Source organism: Anaerobacillus sp. ABD4_527, assembly GCF_056160805.1.
This window is the reverse complement of sequence record NZ_JBSWXZ010000001.1, coordinates 1,173,898-1,192,090: the sequence shown is the minus strand read 5'-3', so window position 1 is coordinate 1,192,090 and position 18,193 is coordinate 1,173,898. Positions and strand designations below refer to the sequence as shown.

The 18,193-nt window shown below is 42.3% G+C and carries 16 protein-coding genes, 1 other RNA gene and 1 other annotated feature; of the genes, 15 read left to right on the top strand and 2 right to left on the bottom strand.

The genetic code is table 11. The features are described 5' to 3' along the window. Window positions 1-61 precede the first annotated feature (61 nt). Window positions 62-284: a binding site (T-box leader), on the top strand. A gap of 71 nt (window positions 285-355) precedes the next feature. From hisS to ssrS, 3 genes are all read left to right on the top strand, one after another. After that, a complete protein-coding gene (gene hisS, locus ACXAHI_RS06360; RefSeq protein ID WP_474846767.1) occupies window positions 356-1,642 on the top strand; it encodes a histidine--tRNA ligase in 1,287 nt (428 codons plus the stop codon). Then, window positions 1,639-3,426, top strand: coding sequence for an aspartate--tRNA ligase (gene aspS / locus ACXAHI_RS06355; protein ID WP_474846765.1), 1,788 nt, complete (start codon window positions 1,639-1,641; stop codon window positions 3,424-3,426). Before hisS ends, aspS begins: the two co-directional genes overlap by 4 nt. A gap of 78 nt (window positions 3,427-3,504) precedes the next feature. Further along, window positions 3,505-3,688, top strand: a non-coding RNA gene (ssrS, locus tag ACXAHI_RS06350) — 6S RNA. 61 nt (window positions 3,689-3,749) lie between these two features. Here ssrS and ACXAHI_RS06345 read toward each other — a convergent pair. Continuing rightward, window positions 3,750-4,430 (bottom strand): RsfA family transcriptional regulator, encoded by a 681-nt coding sequence (locus ACXAHI_RS06345; protein WP_474846763.1) that lies wholly within the window; start codon window positions 4,428-4,430, stop codon window positions 3,750-3,752. 153 nt (window positions 4,431-4,583) lie between these two features. Further along, window positions 4,584-5,927 carry an AAA family ATPase gene (locus ACXAHI_RS06340; RefSeq protein WP_474846761.1) on the bottom strand — a complete coding sequence of 448 codons (1,344 nt, stop codon included), beginning with the start codon at window positions 5,925-5,927 and terminating at the stop codon, window positions 4,584-4,586. Window positions 5,928-6,069: 142 nt separating this feature from the next. Between ACXAHI_RS06340 and ACXAHI_RS06335 the strand changes: the two genes are divergently transcribed. From ACXAHI_RS06335 to ACXAHI_RS06280, 12 genes are all read left to right on the top strand, one after another. After that, window positions 6,070-6,777 carry a YczE/YyaS/YitT family protein gene (locus tag ACXAHI_RS06335; protein ID WP_270179403.1) on the top strand — a complete coding sequence of 236 codons (708 nt, stop codon included), beginning with the start codon at window positions 6,070-6,072 and terminating at the stop codon, window positions 6,775-6,777. Next, window positions 6,710-7,129, top strand: a complete 420-nt coding sequence (cymR, locus tag ACXAHI_RS06330; RefSeq protein ID WP_270179402.1) for a cysteine metabolism transcriptional regulator CymR — start codon at window positions 6,710-6,712, stop codon at window positions 7,127-7,129. The genes ACXAHI_RS06335 and cymR overlap by 68 nt, the downstream gene beginning before the upstream one ends. 43 nt (window positions 7,130-7,172) lie before the next feature. After that, window positions 7,173-8,315, top strand: a complete 1,143-nt coding sequence (locus ACXAHI_RS06325) for a cysteine desulfurase family protein (RefSeq protein ID WP_474846759.1) — start codon at window positions 7,173-7,175, stop codon at window positions 8,313-8,315. Window positions 8,316-8,361: 46 nt separating this feature from the next. Further along, window positions 8,362-9,477: a tRNA 2-thiouridine(34) synthase MnmA gene (gene mnmA, locus ACXAHI_RS06320; RefSeq protein ID WP_474846757.1), complete on the top strand. Its 1,116-nt coding sequence runs from the start codon at window positions 8,362-8,364 to the stop codon at window positions 9,475-9,477. 105 nt (window positions 9,478-9,582) lie between these two features. Beyond that, a complete protein-coding gene (locus ACXAHI_RS06315; RefSeq protein WP_270179399.1) occupies window positions 9,583-10,251 on the top strand; it encodes a tetratricopeptide repeat protein in 669 nt (222 codons plus the stop codon). A 26-nt stretch (window positions 10,252-10,277) separates the two neighbouring features. Next, window positions 10,278-12,551 (top strand): SF1B family DNA helicase RecD2, encoded by a 2,274-nt coding sequence (gene recD2 / locus ACXAHI_RS06310; protein ID WP_474846755.1) that lies wholly within the window; start codon window positions 10,278-10,280, stop codon window positions 12,549-12,551. Window positions 12,552-12,681: 130 nt separating this feature from the next. After that, window positions 12,682-12,870 carry a hypothetical protein gene (locus ACXAHI_RS06305; protein WP_270179397.1) on the top strand — a complete coding sequence of 63 codons (189 nt, stop codon included), beginning with the start codon at window positions 12,682-12,684 and terminating at the stop codon, window positions 12,868-12,870. A gap of 22 nt (window positions 12,871-12,892) precedes the next feature. After that, entirely contained in the window at window positions 12,893-13,957 is a 1,065-nt protein-coding gene (locus ACXAHI_RS06300) for an AI-2E family transporter (RefSeq protein ID WP_474846753.1), read from the top strand. Between the two features lie 358 nt (window positions 13,958-14,315). Continuing rightward, entirely contained in the window at window positions 14,316-16,949 is a 2,634-nt protein-coding gene (alaS, locus tag ACXAHI_RS06295) for an alanine--tRNA ligase (protein WP_474846751.1), read from the top strand. 77 nt (window positions 16,950-17,026) lie between these two features. Further along, window positions 17,027-17,290 (top strand): IreB family regulatory phosphoprotein, encoded by a 264-nt coding sequence (locus ACXAHI_RS06290; protein ID WP_270179395.1) that lies wholly within the window; start codon window positions 17,027-17,029, stop codon window positions 17,288-17,290. A gap of 9 nt (window positions 17,291-17,299) precedes the next feature. Next, entirely contained in the window at window positions 17,300-17,719 is a 420-nt protein-coding gene (ruvX, locus tag ACXAHI_RS06285; RefSeq protein WP_474846749.1) for a Holliday junction resolvase RuvX, read from the top strand. Between the two features lie 12 nt (window positions 17,720-17,731). After that, entirely contained in the window at window positions 17,732-18,016 is a 285-nt protein-coding gene (locus ACXAHI_RS06280; protein ID WP_270179393.1) for a DUF1292 domain-containing protein, read from the top strand. The last annotated feature ends 177 nt before the right edge of the window (window positions 18,017-18,193 follow it).

The following is an 18,193-nucleotide window of genomic DNA, read 5'->3' as shown; positions in this document are numbered from 1 at the left end:
AATAGGCTTGACAAAAAAATCATGGACTCGTATGATAGAAAACAATTCAGTAATTAGATACGTTGCTCCAATGAGGGAGAAAAGTAAAAAATGATAGGATCTTCAGAGAAAGAATGTCGTAGGCTGAGAACATTCTTGATTCCACTTTTTTGAAAGACACTTCCTGGGATTGTTTCCGAACAGACTGCTTAGTAGGGAACAACGTTTACAGGCGTTAACTGTTAAAGCGGAAGGAATTAACTCCTTCTATTAGGGTGGCACCGCGGGTAACTCTCGTCCCTGAATGTATATTCAGGGATGGGGGTTTTTTTTAGTCCCAAATTTTGGGCTAGTTACGATTTAAGGAGGAGAAAATATGGGCTTTCACATTCCAAGAGGTACGCAGGACATACTACCTGGTACATCTGAGCTTTGGCAATATATAGAAGAAAAGGCAAGAGATATTTGTCGTAGATATAATTACCACGAATTACGTACACCTATCTTTGAGCACACTGAATTGTTTCAGCGTGGTGTAGGAGATTCAACAGATATCGTTCAAAAAGAAATGTACACGTTTGAAGATCGAGGAGGAAGAAGTCTTACCCTCCGTCCTGAAGGTACTGCTTCAGCTGTTCGAGCGTTTGTAAACAATAAGATGTTCGGGATAGCAGAACAGCCAGTCAAGCTTTATTACATCGGACCGATGTTTCGCTATGAGCGTCCTCAGTCAGGAAGAATGAGACAGTTTGTTCAGTTCGGAATTGAGGCGATGGGGAGTAACGATCCTTCAATCGATGCTGAAGTGATTGCATTAGCGATGGATTTTTATAAAGAGCTAGGATTAAAAAATCTCAAGCTATACGTGAATAGTCTTGGTGACACAGAAAGTCGTGAGGCACACCGTAAAGCTTTGATGGCTCACTTTGAACCTCGCATCGGCGAATTTTGTAGCGATTGTCAAAATCGTCTAGAAAATAACCCTCTTCGTATTCTTGATTGTAAAAAAGACCGTGATCATGAACTGATGGCGACTGCGCCTTCTATTCTTGACTACTTAAACGAAGAATCAGAACAATATTTCAACAATGTGAAAAAAGCGCTCGATCACATGAAGATCGATTACGTTATTGATGAGCGTCTTGTGAGAGGGCTCGACTACTATAATCACACTGCATTTGAAATCATGAGCGAGGCAGAAGGCTTCGGTGCAATCACGACACTTAGCGGCGGTGGACGCTATAACGGACTCGTTGAAGAAGTAGGAGGACCTACGACGCCAGGGATTGGGTTTGCGATGAGTATCGAACGTCTTCTGATGGCACTAGAAGCAGAAGGAGTAGAACTCCCTGTCGAAAAAACGATCGATTGCTATGTTGTCACGATGGGAGAAGAAGCACAGGCAATTTCAAATGGTCTTCTTCATGAACTGCGAGGTGCTGGACTATCTGCTGAACGTGACTACCTCAACCGTAAAATGAAAGGTCAGTTCAAAGCAGCGAACCGGTCGAATGCAAAGTATGTGGCGATCCTTGGTGATGAAGAGATTCAAAAAGATGAAATCACCATTAAAGAAATGGAAACGGGAGATCAGGAAGCAGTACGCTTATCTGAGATAACTTCTTACCTAACAAAGAAATTGAAGGAGGAAACGGGAGAATGATTGGAAGAAGCCATGATTGCGGCAAAGTCCGTGAAAGCCATGTAGGCGAGAAAGTTGAGATAAAAGGATGGGTGCAAAAGCGTCGTGACCTCGGCGGGTTAATCTTCATCGATTTCAGGGATCGTTCCGGAATCGTCCAAGTTGTTTTTAATCCTGAAGTTTCGAAAGAAGCACTTGAATTAGCTGAAAAGGTAAGAAGTGAATATGTTCTTGCAATTACTGGTACAGTCGTAGGGCGTGCGAAGGAAACAGTAAACCCTAATATCCCTACTGGTGCAGTTGAGGTTCATGCTGAAAAGCTAGAAATTTTAAATGCTGCAAAGAACCCTCCGATCGCTGTTTCAGATGATGTTGAAGTTGGAGAAGATATTCGATTAAAGTATCGATATCTTGATCTCAGACGTCCGGTGATGCAAGAAACGTTTAAGCTTCGTCATCGTACAACAAAAGCGATCAGAGATTTTCTCGACAACAACGAGTTTTTAGAAGTTGAGACACCTATGCTTACGAAGAGCACACCAGAAGGCGCACGTGATTACCTTGTACCGAGTCGTGTTCACGAAGGAGAATTTTACGCTCTTCCACAATCGCCACAGTTGTTCAAACAACTATTGATGGTTTCAGGTTTCGAACGCTACTACCAAATCGTTCGCTGCTTCCGTGACGAAGACCTTCGTGCTGACCGTCAGCCGGAATTTACACAAGTTGATATTGAGACATCTTTCCTTCCTAAAGAAGATTTGATTTCCATGATGGAAGAGATGATGACTCGTGTGCTTAAAGAAACAAAGGGTCTAGAGTTGACTACTCCGTTCCCTCGCATGACGCATGCTGAAGCAATGAGCCGATACGGATCTGATAAACCTGACACGCGTTTTGGAATGGAATTCGTGGATGTTTCAGATCTAGTCAAAGACTCGTCATTTAAAGTGTTCTCTGGAGCTGTAGCCTCTGGTGGTGCAGTGAAAGGAATCAATGCTAAGGGTGCTGCAGGTAATTATTCACGTAAAGACATCGATGCATTGACTGAATATGTAAAAACATACAAAGCAAAAGGACTTGCATGGTTGAAGGTTGAAGAAGAAGGGTTGAAAGGGCCTATTTCTAAATTCTTTGATGAAGACATGTCTAGTAAGCTGATCGAAGCTTTTGAAGCTGAAGCGGGAGACCTCTTACTATTTGTCGCTGACAGTAAATCTGTCGTTGCAGACTCGCTTGGTTCATTACGATTAAAGTTAGGAAGAGAGCTTGGATTGATCGATGAATCTAAATTCAACTTCCTTTGGGTCATGGATTTCCCTCTAATGAGTTATGACGAAGAATTAGATCGTTACTTTGCTGAGCACCATCCATTCACTATGCCACTTCAAGAGGATCTGCACCTTCTAGAAGAAGAGCCTGGTAACGTTCGTGCTGATGCTTACGACCTCGTATTGAATGGGTATGAACTTGGTGGTGGATCTCAGCGTATTTACCAAAGAGATATTCAAGAGAAGATGTTCCGCGCTCTCGGCTTTACTCAAGAAGAAGCTAAGAAAGAATTTGGTTTCTTACTTGAAGCGTTTGAATACGGTACACCTCCACACGGAGGAATTGCATTTGGACTTGATCGTCTCGTAATGCTTCTTGCGGGAAGAAACAACCTTAGAGATACCATTGCCTTTCCTAAAACGGCAAGTGCGAGCTGTCTCTTAACTGAAGCACCATCACCAGTTAGTGAAGAACAGCTAAACGAGCTGAACCTTGAACTTAAGAAAAAACCAGTAGCGGTTGAAAAGGATTAAGAAACACTAATAATTACCTAGTAGTCCGTTATTGAAATCAGTTTTAAGGTTTGCTATAATTCAATTACAAGTTAACGAAGAGTCCTGAAGTGTACGTTTACTTCCATAATAATTTGAGCCAACACTTTTACAACGGGAGCCTGATTCTTTCTATTCCGAGTAAATGCCTCGTAAGCTGAGGACTTACAAAGAATAGAATAAGGCACCCACCTGCCAATGCAGGTTCAAAATTTATGGAAAGGACGGCACAGTTGGGGCTCTTCATTTTTTATGCCAAAAAACAAAGCAGCAGTTCATCATGAACTGCTGCTTTTTTAATTCATTTATCTAGCAAGTTTTTCAAGGTTTCCGTTTTTATCCATCTTGAATGCAGGACCTGCTGCAAGCTCTTCGGATTCATTGAGAACTACCATTCTTCTTGCTCGATCCATAATTTGAATCAGAGACTGATAATCTTCCTTCATTACCTGCTGCTCATTCTCAAGCCTTTTTACCTTTTGGTGAAGAAGAGCGTTTTCTTCTACGAGATCCTTATTTTCTAATTCTAGTTTTTGCATTTCAGATTGAAGTCTGCTAGTCGAATACTGAGAATGCTCCATATTTGTAAGGTAAGTAATAATGTCACGCATCGTAAGCTCAGTAGGTTTTTCTGTTGCACTAGGTCTTTCGCTTGGAACCTTAGTAGGTTGGATGACTTCACTGTATTGTGGAACCTGAGTTGTTTTCTCTCTTACAGTATAATCAGCTTTGTATTCAGCTGGCTGCCTACGCTCAGCGCGCTTCATTTCTTTCCTTTGCTTTTTCGCAAGCTTTAATGCTTGCTCATAGCGTTGACGAACGATTGCGTTCCATCTGAAGCCGACTGCTGCTGAGGTACGACTTAGGCGATCTCCTACTTCTTCGAATGCGTTTAACTGTGTGCTTCCTTCACGAACATGACGTAGTACTGTTTCAGCTAGCATTAAATCGTCTTCATGTGACCAGGCATCTTGTCTAACTTTCATATTGGCTCAACCCCTTTATATTCTGTAAACTTCATAGCATTTTTTGAAAGTAATCATAGCTTTGCCAGTATGAAAGAATTTATACAGAAGACTTGTAAATTTAAGGTAGATTAATAAAAGGTAGAAAGAAAACAGCAGTGCGCTGCACTGCTGTTACGGTTTCTTGCTCTCGGATTTAATCCGTTCATTAAAATAGTCTAACCTTTTCTGGACGGTTCGTTCGTGGCCGCGCTCGGTAGGTTTATAGAACGTTTTTCTTCTCATGTGATCTGGAAGATACTGTTGTGGAACATATCCGCCAGGGAAATCATGAGGATATTTGTAGTCGATTCCATGGCCGAGTTCTTTCGCGCCTTTATAATGGGAATCTCTTAAATGCACGGGAACTGTCCCTGTCTTTTCTTTCTTCACAGCTTCTAAAGCGGAGTCGATTCCTTTGATGACCGCATTGCTTTTTGGAGCGGTTGCTAGGTAGAGGGCAGCTTCAGCTAACGGAATTCTGGCTTCTGGCATCCCTAAGAACTCAACGGAATAGCTGGCTGCATGCGCAACGAGAAGTGCGTTAGGATCTGCTAATCCGATATCTTCTGCTGCATGAACATAGAGCCTGCGAGCAATGAAGCGGGGATCTTCACCGGCATAAATCATTTTTGCTAGCCAGTATAGAGTAGCATCTGGATCTGAACCTCGTATACTTTTAATAAATGCTGAAATCGTGTCGTAGTGGTTATCACTATCTTTGTCATATTGAAGAACTCTTTGTTGAATTGATTCTTCCGCGATAGCAAGCGTGATGACTAGTTTTCCAACTTCGTTAGGCGACGTTGTCAATACGGCGAGCTCTAGTGCATTTAAAGCAGTTCTTGCATCGCCGTTCGCTACATCTACGATATGTTCGAGTGCTTCATCTTCTACATGAAGTGAATATTTGCCGTACCCTCTGACGTCATCGTTGATTGCCTGAAGAAGTACACGTTTTATCGTTTCATCCGTTAGGTGTTCAAAACGGAAAAGTCTTGATCTAGACAACAAAGCTGGATTGATTTCGAACATCGGACTCTCAGTCGTCGCACCGATTAAAACGACTGTTCCATCCTCAACATAAGGAAGGAGTGCGTCTTGTTGTGATTTATTGAACCTGTGAATTTCATCGATGAATAGGACCGTCCTTTTGTCATCGAGCTTAACGCGCTCTTTCGCCTCGGTTGATAGTCTTCTAATATCGGAAACCCCAGACGTAACGGCGTTCAATTGCTCGAAGTGTGCAGCAGTCGTGTTCGCGATAATGCGAGCAAGCGTCGTTTTCCCAGTTCCGGGTGGACCAAAGAAAATCATCGGGGTTAGCTGATCAGCTTGAATGGCTCTTCTCAAGAGTTTTCCTTCACCGATTATATGATCTTGACCAATAAATTCCTCAATCGTCCGTGGGCGCATTCTGCTAGCTAGAGGGCCCGATAGCGTGTTTTTCTGTTTAGAAGAATAATCGAATAAATCCATCGTATATCCGCCCTTTCATAGATAGTTGAAACATACTACATGGTTTTTGGAAATGCAAGAAAAACCCTTTCGTGCTATAATAGCGAAGGTTTACTAACAGAATCGGCCATTAATGACTAAAAAGCAGGTTAAGAGGGATAAAATGAAGACGTATAAACAAGTGTTGGCTGAATTCTGGATGAGTTGGAGCGTTTTCGTAGCCGGCTTGCTCGTTATGACTTTTGGTATCGCACTCATGATTAAAGCGGAAGCTGGGAGTGCCCCGTGGGATGTATTTCACATCGGACTGTACCACCAGGTCGGCCTTTCTATCGGAACATGGTCGATCATCGTAGGGTTCTTAATCATAGCAACAACTGCTTTTATGGAAAAAGAGTGGCCAAAAGCAGGCGCGTTTCTTAATATGCTTTTAGTCGGAATCTTTCTTGATTTTTACTTATGGCTTCCTATATTAAAAACACCAGACCATCTTCTAGGTCAGCTCATTATGTTAGCATTTGGAATCGTAGTGATGGGATATGGCATCGGTCTCTATATAGCAGCAGACAAAGGTGCTGGTCCAAGAGACAGTTTAATGCTCGTATTAACAAAAAGAACTGGCTGGAAGGTACAACATATTAGACTATCAATGGAAATTATCGTACTTGCGCTCGGATGGTTAATGAAAGGACCAGTTTCGATAGGGACACTTCTCTTTTGTATCTCGATTGGTCCAATCGTGGGTTATTCACTACCACAATGCAAGTACCTAGTAGCTCGATTGACGGAAAGAGGGATTAGAAATGAAGATTTCAACAAAGGGAAGGTACGGGTTGACTATTATGATGGAGTTGGCAAAAAAGCACGGTGAGGGACCAACTTCATTGAAATCAATCGCTAGAAGCAACAACCTTTCAGAACATTATCTTGAGCAGCTTATTGCACCGTTACGTAATGCAGGACTTGTAAAAAGTGTGCGTGGTGCATATGGAGGATATATTTTATCGAAAGATGCTTCAACGATTACAGCTGGCGATATCATTCGCGTCCTTGAAGGTCCAATCAGTCCTGTAGAAGTCATGGATGATGAAGAACCAGCAAAAAGAGATCTTTGGCTTAAGATTCGAGATGCCGTTAAAGATGTATTAGACTCCACAACACTCCAAGACCTTGCAACATATGAAGGTGAAGGAGAGCAGGACAGTTACATGTTCTACATCTAATGAAGAATACAGGTTAACTACCGTTTATAGAGGTGAAGGTTACATGAAAGCAATTTATATGGATCACGCTGCAACATCGCCGGTTCACCCTGATGTGATCGAAGTCATGACGGCTTCACTTCACAACGATTTCGGAAATCCTTCTAGTATTCATCAGTTTGGGCGAAAAGCGAGACATGCTCTTGATGAAGCAAGAAGTAGTATTGCAAAAAGTATCAATGCACATCCAAATGAAATCGTGTTTACAAGTGGTGGGACCGAGGCAGATAACTTAGCAATCATCGGTACTGCAAAAGCGAACGCGAACAAAGGAAATCATATCATTACATCAGCAATCGAACACCATGCTGCACTTCACGCATGTGAGTCTCTTGAAAGAGAAGGGTTCGACGTCACATACTTATCAGTCGGTGAAGATGGACGTATCTCGATCGAAGAGTTAAAAAATGCAATTCGAGATGAAACGATTTTAATCACCATTATGTATGGAAATAATGAAACGGGTACGATCCAACCAATAAAAGAGATCGTACAAGTATCAAAAGACCACAGCATCCCATTCCATACAGATGCTGTACAAGCTTATGGTCTGATCGACCTCGACGTTAAAGAGACTGGAATTGATATGCTTTCCGTTTCTTCTCACAAAATTAACGGACCTAAAGGTGTCGGTTTTCTTTACATTAAAGAAGGTATTTCCATCGCTCCGTACTCACATGGTGGAGAACAAGAGCGTAAAAGGCGGGCAGGAACAGAGAATGTTCCAGGAATCGTAGGTTTGCAAAAAGCAGCTGATTTAATACGATCCGACCGTGAAGAAAGAATCGCTCTTTATCATAAGATGAAAGAAACGATGATTGCTATTTTTGAAGAAAACTCGATCGAATACGAGCTCAATGGTGATCAAGTGCATAAACTTCCACATGTTGTAAATATCAGCTTTAAGGGTGCTAGTGTAGAGCCGATGTTGATGAATCTTGATTTAGCTGGAATCGCAGTCTCAAGTGGTTCTGCATGTACAGCAGGCTCACATGAACCATCTCATGTTTTAAAAGCGATGTTTCATGATGAAGAACGCGCTCAAACGGCAATTCGCTTTAGCTTTGGGTATGGTAATACGATTGAAGATGCAGTAAGAGCGGCGGAAGAAGTCGTAAAGATTGTCAATCGATTAAAGAAGTTATAAAATAGTTTCGACACAACGTTTGTGTTAGTAAAAAGGAGGTGCAACCATGACAGCAAAAAAGCCAGAAGATACGCGAGTCGTGGTTGGGATGTCCGGAGGTGTTGATTCATCTGTTGCAGCGCTTCTTTTAAAAGAACAGGGCTACGATGTAATCGGCATTTTCATGAAGAACTGGGACGACACCGACGAGAACGGAGTTTGCACAGCTACGGAAGATTATAACGATGTTATCCGTGTATGCAACCAGATTGGCATTCCTTACTACGCAGTAAATTTTGAGAAGCAATACTGGGATAAAGTATTTACTTATTTCCTAGATGAATATAAAGGTGGCCGCACACCAAATCCTGATGTGATGTGTAATAAAGAAATCAAGTTCAAAGCGTTCCTTGAACATGCGATGACGTTAGGTGCAGACTATCTCGCAACAGGTCATTATGCTCAAGTAGTGGAACGCGATGGCGAAGTGAAGATGCTTCGTGGCATCGATAACAATAAGGACCAAACGTACTTCTTAAATCAGTTAACACAAGAACAACTTTCTAAAGTGATGTTTCCACTAGGTGGAATCGAAAAGAAAGAAGTTCGCGAAATTGCTGAGCGAGCAGGTCTTGCGACAGCCAAGAAAAAAGACAGCACAGGAATTTGTTTTATTGGAGAGAGAAACTTCAAAGAATTCTTGAGCCAATACTTACCTGCTCAACCAGGTAAGATGGAGACTCTGCAAGGTGAGGTCAAAGGGAAGCATGATGGTCTCATGTACTACACGATTGGTCAAAGGCATGGTCTTGGCATCGGCGGTGAAGGGGAGCCGTGGTTTGTTGTAGGTAAAAACCTAGAAGACAACGTGTTGTATGTTGATCAAGGTTTCCATAATGAGAAGCTTTATTCCGATTCTTTAATCGCTGTAAATTCCAGCTGGGTATCAAAACACAAAATCAATGAACCTCTGAAATGCACAGCTAAATTCAGGTATCGTCAACAGGATTCAGGCGTCACCGTCACAATGTTGGACGATGATCGATTGAAGGTAACGTTCGATGAGCCAGTTCGTGCGATAACGCCAGGACAAGCCGTCGTTTTCTATGATGGTGATGAATGTCTAGGTGGAGCAACGATTGACCAAGTGTTCAAGAACGAATCTGAACTCACATACGTGTAAAAACAGCCTCATTTCCATTGTGAAATGAGGCTGTTTTATAGGTGCGATAGATGGGCAAAGATATGCTACACTAGAAATTAAGGTTAATAATAAGGAGTTTTTGTCATGAGTAATAAAAATGAACAAGCGATTAAAGCAATGAATGATGGTGAACTAGAGAAAGCTGTAACACTTCTTTATGAAGCGATCGAAGAAAGTCCAAATGATCCAGTAGCTTACACGAATGTAGGAAATCTGTTGGCACAAGCTGGTGAGCTTGAACAATCCGTTAAGTTCTTTGAAAAAGCGATCGAACTAGATGATACGCAAGCGACAGCTTACTACGGAGCAGGAAATGCTTTTTTCCAACTCGAACAATATAAAGATGCTGCAGATATGTACCAAAGTGCAATTCAAAAGGGTCTTGATCAAAGCGATGTGCATTTTATGATCGGTCAGTGCTTTATGATGCAGGATGCCATGCGCCTTGCACTTCCATTTTTCCAACGAGCGACAGAGCTTAATGAAGCTGATACGGAAGCTCGATTTCAATATGCAATGTGCTTAGCACAAGAAGGAGCGGTTGAAACGGCGCTACCTCAGTTTGAAAAGGTTGTGAAGGAAGAACCAGAACATGCAGATGCGTGGTTCAACCTAGGTGTTAGCCATGCCTATCAGGATGATGCGAATGAAGCTTTGAAATGCTTTGACCGTGCTCTAGAAATACAGCCGGATCACCTTTTGGCAGGAAACGGTAAAAAGCAGATGGAAGCAGTGCTAAACAATAACGAATAAATTCAGGTTATTGGGGAGAAGTTTACATGGTTCAGGTGCAGGAAGAGAAAGGATTCATAAAAGGTAGACTCATACAGATGATCTTTTTTAATGAAGATAGTTTGTATGGAGTTGCGAGACTCCGAATCGATGCTACGAACGAAAATTACGACGAAAGAGAAGTCGTTGTCAACGGCATGATCCCTAGGCTATTAGAAGACGAAACCTATGTCTTTTATGGTCGTTTTACTGACCACCCACGCTATGGCAAGCAGTACGCAATCGATTCTTTTGAACGTAAGCTTCCAGAGTCGAGGTCGGGGCTCGTACAATATTTATCGAGCGATTTATTCAACGGGATAGGGGAAAAAACGGCTGAGGCTATCGTCGATACGCTTGGAGATCAGGCGATCTCAAAAATAATGAGAGATTCATCCATCTTAAGTCAAGTTCCGAAGCTGTCAGAGGAGAAAGCAAAAACCCTCTATGAATCTCTTATGGAGCATCAGGGTCTCGATCAAATTATGATCAGGCTTACTGAGCTTGGTTTTGGTGCAAAACTTTCTATGAAGATCTTCAAAGAATATAAGCAGGAAACCCTTGAAATTGTTGAGAAAAATCCCTATCAGCTGATACAGGATGTGGAGGGAATCGGTTTTAGAAGAGCGGATGAATTAGGTCGGTCGATTGGAATCGAAGGAAAGCATCCGGAACGAATTCGAGCAGCTTGCCTTCATACGCTCAATGAGCAAACACTTCAGGAAGGACACGTGTACCTCGAATACGATGCTCTAATCAAGTCTGTCGATATGCTTCTAGGTGAAAAGATAGACGAAGCGGATGTCTCTAGAGAGCTTATTTCACTTTATGAGGAGGATAAGCTAATCCTAGATCGCGAGAGAATCTATCTTCATTCCCTCTACTATGCAGAAAAAGGTTTGGTTTCCGGAATTAACAAACTTATGACTCAAACGGAATACGAAGATGCATTTCCTGAATCCGAATTCTATCGAGCACTTGGCGATTTTGAAGAGCGTCTCGGTATACAGTATGCTCCTTCTCAAAGAGAGGCTGTTCAAAGAGCGATTTCTTCCCCTTTTATGATTCTAACCGGGGGTCCTGGTACAGGAAAAACTACTGTTATTAAAGGAATCGTTGAAATCTACACAGAACTTAATGGGCTTTCGTTGGAGCTTAAGGATTACTCGAAAGAAAAACCATTTCCTGTATTGTTGGTCGCTCCAACCGGAAGGGCGGCGAAACGAATGAGTGAAGCGACAGGTCTCCCCGCTTTCACAATCCATAGGCTTTTAGGTTGGAAAGGTGAGGCGGGGTTCGAACATGACGAAACGAATCCGGTTGAAGGCCGGCTCTTAATAGTCGATGAAGTATCGATGGTCGACGTATGGCTTGCTAACCAACTTTTTAAATCGCTGCCTGAACACATTCAAGTCGTTATAGTAGGTGATGAGGATCAGCTTCCTTCTGTGGGGCCAGGGCAAGTATTAAAGGATCTGATTCATTCTGAAGCAGTACCAGTCTGTAAGCTTACGGATATTTATCGTCAAGCAGAAGGTTCTTCTATCATTCAACTTGCTCATTCAATAAAAGATGGCGTTCTACCAGAGAAGTTTAGTACACCTACACCCGACAGGAGGTTCTTCCCGTGTAATCAACAGCAGATTATCGAGGTTGTATCTCAAGTGTGTGGGAATGCTCTGAAAAAAGGATACTCTCCTAAAGATATTCAAGTTCTAGCGCCGATGTACCGTGGCACAGCTGGGGTAGATCGGTTGAACAAGGAGCTTCAGAAGCTGTTCAATCCGCCGTCAGATCAACGCCGAGAGCTTCCGCATGGAGATCTTGTTTATCGTGTTGGTGATAAAGTGCTTCAACTTGTCAATAATCCAGAAGAGCATGTATATAACGGTGATATGGGTGAAATCGTATCGGTGTTCTTTGCCAGAGAAAATACAGAAAAGCAAGATCAACTCGTCGTTGCTTTTGATGGACAAGAAGTTGTTTATGAACGCGGAGATTTTAATCAACTAACACATGCTTACTGTTGTTCCATTCATAAGTCTCAGGGGAGTGAATTTCCGATTGTCGTATTGCCTGTCGTTAAAGGCTATTATCGTATGCTCAGGAAGAACCTCATCTACACGGCGGTCACGCGAAGCAAAGATTACTTGATCGTTTGTGGTGAAGAACAAGCGATCAAGCTCGCGATTCAAACAGAAGATGATCAAATAAGGAACACACGACTGACTGAAAAACTACAAGAGACGCTTATTCCTCCGATGGAGATGAATGAATCATAAGAGAAGCCGATGGTGATCGCCATCTGGCTTTTTTTTGTTTTTCAAAATTTCTACTGCCTGTATAGAACCATGTTGAAGTGGACAATATGGTAGGTATCTCTATGAATTGTTATACAGGAGGTTGAAACCTTTGGAATGTCCGAATTGTAAAAGTAAAAACATAGGTAAAATCGGTGCGAACCAGTTTTACTGTTGGAACTGTTTTGTTGAAATGTCGGTCGTGAAAGGAATGCTTTCTCTTCATCAGGTTGAGGAAGATGGGTCTTTAACGTCATTAGATGATCTTTTTGAAGACTATGATATGCGTATAGAAATGTAAGCAAAAGCAGGAGGGAGTGGATATGAAGAAAGAATGGAACTTTAATTGGGTTATCTATTTAACTACTCTCCTGCTCGCTTTTTTGTGCATTTATGTGTTTTTAAAACTTGCGCCGATTTGGAAGCCGATTCTTGATGTGATCGCTGTCCTTTTAGTGCCATTCCTCATTGCATCACTCATCACCTATCTGCTGCACCCAATCATCGAAAAGATTCATAAAGAAGGTCTTCCTAGGTCACTAGCGGTCCTCTTAATCTATCTTTTGTTCTTTGGGGGGACTGGTTTCGCAATCTTTAAAGGTCTACCTCATATTGTGAAGCAGTCACAGGAGCTGATGGAAAACGTGCCGGTTTTCATGGAGATATATCGAGAGGCGGTGCATCACATCTATGACTACACCTCATCCCTACCACCCGCACTTCAAGATAAAGTGGACCAGGCTTTCAGGGATGCTGAAGAAGCGGTAAACGAAACACTCTCACTTGGTATTAAACTAGCGAAGAAACTCTTGAGTTCCTTTTTTGTGATCATGATCATTCCTTTCATCGTATTTTACTTGTTAAAAGACTTCGAAACATTAAAAAAAACGATGTGGAAAATCATGCCTTTGAAATGGAGGGAGCCGGGTAAAGAGCTAGTGATTCGAATCGATGAATCCCTTGGTAACTATATTCGAGGACAATTTTTCGTTATCACTGTGCTTGGTGTACTTGCGGTTATTGGTTTCTGGCTAATCAAGTTACCCTACGCGATCTTGCTCGGAATCATCGTTGGTATCACAGATATCATTCCATACTTCGGTCCGTTTCTTGGAGCAGCACCTGCTCTTCTCATCGCATCTACAGTGTCGATGAAAATGGCGATCATTACGTTAGTCGTTATACTTGTCCTGCAATTTATCGAAAGCAATATTCTATCTCCATATATCGTAGGTAGAAGCCTTCATATACATCCGGTCATTATTATCTTTGGACTGCTCGCTGGTGGTGAAATTGCGGGCATAATAGGTCTGATTCTAGCAGTACCTGTTCTGGCTGTATTAAAAGCTTTGATCCTATATAAAAATGAACGGGAAGCAAAGCATTGACAAACGATTCTTTCTTTGACTATAATAACCGCAGATGATGCAAACACAATGACGGACCGAGTATGCTGATTATCACTTTACGGATATGAAGATATCCATCAGAGAGAAGCTCCAAGGCTGGAAGAGCTTCAAAGTGAGACAGCAGAACGCTAATCCTGAGTGCGGTTTAATCTCCGCCGTCTCAACCACGTTACGGTTGCTTGAGGTGATAGGCATAGCCTATAACCAGGGTGGTACCGCGTGAGTATATGATAGCTCTCGTCCCTGATTTATATCAGGGGCGGGAGCTTTTTGTATGGTTCTGCCCAAATGATTAACGATCACGAACAGTTGCTTAAGAAAAAAGGAGGATTTCATGATGAAGAATTTAACTTCAGCTGATGTAAGACAAATGTTCATAGACTTTTTCAAAGAAAAGAGTCATTCGGTCGAGCCAAGCGCTTCTCTCGTTCCGCACGAAGATCCAACGCTGCTTTGGATTAATAGTGGCGTAGCAACACTGAAGAAATATTTTGATGGTCGCGTTACTCCTGATAATCCAAGAATCGTTAACGCACAAAAATCAATCCGTACAAATGATATCGAAAACGTAGGGAAAACTGCCCGTCACCATACATTCTTCGAAATGCTCGGTAACTTTTCTATTGGAGAGTACTTTAAAGAAGAGGCAATCGAATGGGGTTGGGAATTCTTAACGAGCAAAGATTGGATCGGTTTTGATCCAGAAAAGCTATCCGTAACCATTCATCCAGAAGATGATGAGGCATTCACGATTTGGAAAGAGAAGATTGGTTTACCAGAAGAACGCATCATTCGTATTGAAGGGAACTTCTGGGATATCGGTGAAGGTCCAAGTGGTCCAAACACTGAAATCTTTTATGATCGTGGAGAAAGTTATGGCGAAGACGATCAAGAGGAAGAACTATATCCTGGGGGCGAAAACGAACGTTACTTAGAAATCTGGAACCTTGTATTTTCACAGTTCAACCACAATCCTGACGGAACATATACACCTCTTCCTAAGAAAAACATCGATACGGGGATGGGGCTTGAGAGAATGGTGTCCGTTATTCAGGACGCAAAGACGAACTATGATACCGACCTTTTCATTCCAACGATTCGTGAAACTGAACGAATGGCAGATGTTAGCTATGGCGAAGCTAAAGAGTCTGACACAGCATTTAAAGTCATCGCAGATCACATTCGTACTGTAACATTCGCAATTGGAGACGGAGCGCTCCCTTCAAACGAAGGAAGAGGATATGTGTTAAGACGACTTCTTCGTCGTGCGGTTCGTTTTGCGAAGCAAATCGGCATCAACCGTCCTTTCATGTATGAGCTGGTCCCTGTGGTTGGAGATATCATGGTTGAGTTCTATCCAGAAGTTAATGAAAAGCAAGACTTCATTCAAAAGGTCATTAAAAATGAAGAAGAAAGATTCTACGAAACGTTGAATGAAGGACTTGCGATTCTTTCTCAAATCATTAAAAAAGGGAAAGAGAGCGGCACTACTGTTATTTCTGGAAGTGATGTATTCCGTCTTTATGATACGTACGGATTCCCTGTCGAACTTACGGAAGAGTACGCAGAAGAAGAAGGAATGGAGATCGACCGAACTGGGTTTGAGAAAGAAATGGAAATGCAACGAAAACGTGCACGTGAAGCGCGTCAAGACGTTGGCTCTATGCAAGTTCAAGGTGGAGCACTTGGTGATCTTTCAGTAGCAAGTGATTTTGTGGGATATGATGAACGAACAGCTGAAACGGAAGTTGCAACGTTGATCAAAGACAAAGAAGTAACAGAGGAAGCAACAGAAGGAGACGAAATTCAACTCATCCTCAGGAAAACACCATTCTACGCTGAGAGCGGTGGTCAGGTTGCAGATCCAGGTGTCATCCGCGGAGAGGGAGTACTCTTACGTGTTAAAGACGTGCAAAAAGCTCCTAACGGACAACACGTTCATACAGCTGTTGTAGAGTCTGGTTCAATTAAGACAGGTTCAAAAGTAACTGCTGAAATAAATCCAACGAGCAGAGCTTCGATCGTTAAGAACCATACAGCTACCCATCTCCTTCACCAGGCTCTAAAAGATGTACTTGGTGAACACGTTAATCAGGCAGGATCTCTTGTTGGGTACGAGCGACTGCGCTTTGACTTCTCTCATTTTGGACAAATTTCAGCTAGTGAATTAGAGGAAATTGAAAAGAGAGTAAACGATCAGATCTGGGCAAACATCCCAGTACAAACGATGGTAAAACCGATTGACGAAGCAAAAGCAATGGGTGCAACTGCGTTGTTTGGAGAGAAGTATGGTGATACTGTACGAGTTGTACGTGTAGGAGACTACAGCTTAGAACTATGTGGTGGTACACATGTTCAGAACACTGCTGAAATCGGCCTGTTTAAAATCGTTTCTGAAGCGGGAATCGGTGCAGGTACGCGTCGTATCGAAGCAGTTACAGGTGAAGGTGCATACCAAGCCCTCAATTCACAAGTTAGCATTCTTAAAGAAACAGCTAATTTGTTAAAGTCAAACTTGAAAGATGTACCGTCTCGTACCGAGTCGTTACTATCCCAGATGAGAGATCTTCAACGTCAAAACGAATCACTCACTTCCAAGCTAGCTAACGTAGAAGCGAAACAAATGTCTACTGAAGTACAGGAAGTCGATGGGGTAAAAGTGGTTGCTAAACGTATTGATACTGATATGAATAACTTGAGAACGATTGTAGATGATATGAAATCTCAGCTTGGTAGTGTTATCGTAGTACTTGGTAGTGGTGCTGATGGAAAAGTTCAACTAGCTGCAGGAATCACAGATGATCTTGTAAAAGAAGGATATCATGCAGGAAAACTAATCAAGGAACTAGCGACTCGTTGCGGTGGTGGAGGCGGTGGACGCCCTGACATGGCACAAGCTGGAGGAAAAGATCCGGAAAAGCTCGATGAAGCGTTGGCTTACACAACAGAATGGGTGAAATCCATTTCCTAATTAGGTTTCAGTAGTGTACAATGAGATTTAGAGGAACAGTTACGATTCTAGTGGGATCGTGGAAAGAGGTGTAAGGAATGAGTTCAATGGACAAAACAATGAAATTCAACTTTCCAGATGATGCAGATAATCATGATGTCCAGGAAGTTTTACTCACCGTTTACGGCGCTCTTCAAGAAAAAGGTTACAATCCGATCAACCAGATCGTAGGGTACCTCCTTTCTGGGGATCCGGCTTACATTCCTAGACATAATGATGCGAGAAGCTTAATTCGTAAGCTTGAGCGCGATGAGTTGATCGAAGAGCTCGTCAAGTCGTATCTTACACACAACCAGAGATAAGGAGACAGCATGAAAACACTTGGTTTAGATGTTGGCACTAAAACGATTGGCGTTGCAGTAAGCGATCTGATGGGGTGGACTGCGCAGGGTCTAGAAACGGTAAAGCGTGATCCGGATCAGCCAGATGTAATACCTGAACGGTTAATGGATATCATAAACGGGAATGAGGTTAGCAAAATTATTGTTGGCCTTCCCAAGAATATGAATGGTTCGATTGGCCCTAGCGGTGAAGCTTGTATGGCGTTTGCTGATCGTTTAAAAGAAAGCACAGATCTTCCTGTAGAAATGTGGGATGAGAGGCTAACGACAGTTGCTGCTGAGCGAATGTTGATCAGTGCCGATGTGAGCCGTAAAAAGCGAAAAAAAGTTATCGACAAAATGGCTGCTGTTATGATCCTTCAAGGATATTTAGACAGCAAGCAAATTTAATGAGGTGAAAACATGGAGGAAAAAGAAAGAATTATCATTCCAGATGAAAACGGAGACGAGCATTTATTCCAGGTACTATTCACATTTGATGTGGAAGAGAACGGAAACTCTTATCTAACAGTTGTTCCAGCTGATCAAGCTGATAGCGAAGATGAAGTTGAAGTTTACGCGTTCCGTTATGAAGAAGAAGACAATGAAGATCGTGACTACAAACTATTCCCAATCGAGTCTGATAAAGAATGGGAAATGGTTGAAGAAATGTTGAACACGTTCTCTGAAGAAGAGGACAACGAGTAACATACCAAAGGCCGCCGATGAATGAATCGGCGGCCTTTTACATTATTGGGAAGTTTTTATAGCATAAATAGACAAAAGGCTACAAAGTGTAACGGTTACCTAGTATAATACAAATTGGAAATTTTTTTGAGGAGCGGTAGGTCGAGTCGATCTATAGTATAATGGGAACGAGTGAAG